The organism is Microvirga sp. P4_G7 (assembly GCF_056401005.1).
Window position 1 is genome coordinate 1 of sequence record NZ_JBFUKD010000747.1, and the last position, 1,701, is coordinate 1,701.

Consider the following 1,701-nt stretch of genomic DNA (forward strand, 5'->3'; position numbering starts at 1 on the left):
ACGGTGTGTCGACCCGTTCGATCATTCGGGTTCGCGTCGGTTCGGGTCAAAGGTCTTCTTCAAGTCCTTCCAGCAATCGATGTAGTCTTTCTGCAGAGTCGGAAGGTCCGCAGCGTATTTGGTCACCCGCTGGGGAAAGCGGGTTTCGAACATGAAAGCCATCGTACCGGTCAGCTTCACTGGTTTCAGCTCCACATTGCTCGCGTGTTCGAACGCCGACGCATCCGGTCCATGCGGCAGCATCTGGTTATGCAAACTCATGCCGCCGGGTGTGAAACCCTCAGGCTTGGCGTCGTAGACGCCATAGACCAGCCCCATGAATTCGGACATCAGGTTGCGATGATACCAGGGCGGCCGGAAGGTATTTTCGGCGACGCCCCAGCGCTCCGGAAAGATCACGAAATCCACATTCGCCGTGCCGGGCGTCTCAGAGGGAGCCGTCATCGTGGTGAAGATGGACGGGTCGGGATGATCGAAAAGGATCGCCCCGACGGGCGAGAAATGCCGCAAATCGTATTTGTATGGCGCGTAGTTTCCGTGCCAGGCCACGACGTCGAGAGGTGATTGGCCGATTTCGGTGCGATACAACTCACCGCCCCATTTCACGAAGAGGGATGAAGGTTCTTCCTTGTCTTCGTATGCCGCCACCGGCGTGTGAAAATCGCGGGCGTTCGCGAGACAATTGGCGCCGATGGGCCCGCGATCGGGAAGCGTGAAGGAGCCGCCGTAATTCTCGCAGACATAGGCGCGCGCCGGTCCGTCGAGCAACTGAACTTTGAAAATGACTCCGCGAGGAATGATGCAGATCTCGCCGGGTTCGATGTCGATGATTCCAAACTCCGTCCGGAAACGAAGCCGACCCTCCTGCGCCACGACGAGAAACTCGCCGTCGGCGTTGAAGAAATACTCGTTCTCCATCGACCGGGTGATCAGGAGCATGTGCACGGCCATGCCGACCTGCGTATCCGCATCTCCGGCGGTGGTTATCGTGCGCAATCCCGTCACGAAGTTGAGAGCATCGCTCGGAATCGGCGTCGGATCCCAGCGCAGTTGGCCGATGGGGAGTTCGCTTTCATTCCGCGCTTCCGGAGCGGTGCGGATGAGGCCCTTGTCGACCTTAACGTAGCGGGCAGAATGCTTGACCGTGGGTCGAATGCGATAGAGCCACGAACGCTGATTGGTCGCCTGTGGGGCGGTAAACGGCGACCCGGAAAGCTGTTCGGCATAGAGGCCGTAATTCACCTTCTGAGGTGAATTGCGTCCGATCGGCAGTGCACCGGGCAAAGCTTCTGTTTCGAAGCTGTTGCCGAAGCCGGACATGTAGTTCGGCAACAATGCGCTCGTCCGGTCGCCCTCGACCGAAGAGTGGCGGCGCGGACCATCCTGAACATTCATCGAGCCCGATCCTCCCATGGTGTCGGAGCGTTTGGCTCACAATCTAGTTGCTCATGCAACGAATTTGACTTATTAGTTGCACTAGCAACAAATTTTGTCAAACGCTCATGCAACGCGCCGCTGCACTCCGGAAGTCCTCAGAACCACTCGTGGTTCTGGAACGGTTTCTGCCTTACCGACTCAACGTCCTGGCGAGCTTGGCGTCGAATGCCCTCGCGCAGATCTACGCCGAGCGTTTCGATCTTTCGATTCCGGGTTGGCGTGTTTTGGCGACGCTTGGGCAGTACGAGTTTCGCACCGCACGCG

At 58.3% G+C, this 1,701-nt stretch carries 1 protein-coding gene; it reads right to left on the reverse strand.

The genetic code is table 11. The features are described 5' to 3' along the window. Positions 1-21: 21 nt before the first annotated feature. The gene (hmgA, locus tag AC1DT3_RS20265) at positions 22-1,395 is read right to left on the reverse strand and encodes a homogentisate 1,2-dioxygenase (RefSeq protein WP_477467007.1); all 1,374 of its coding nucleotides are present in this window, start codon (positions 1,393-1,395) and stop codon (positions 22-24) included. Positions 1,396-1,701 lie beyond the last annotated feature (306 nt).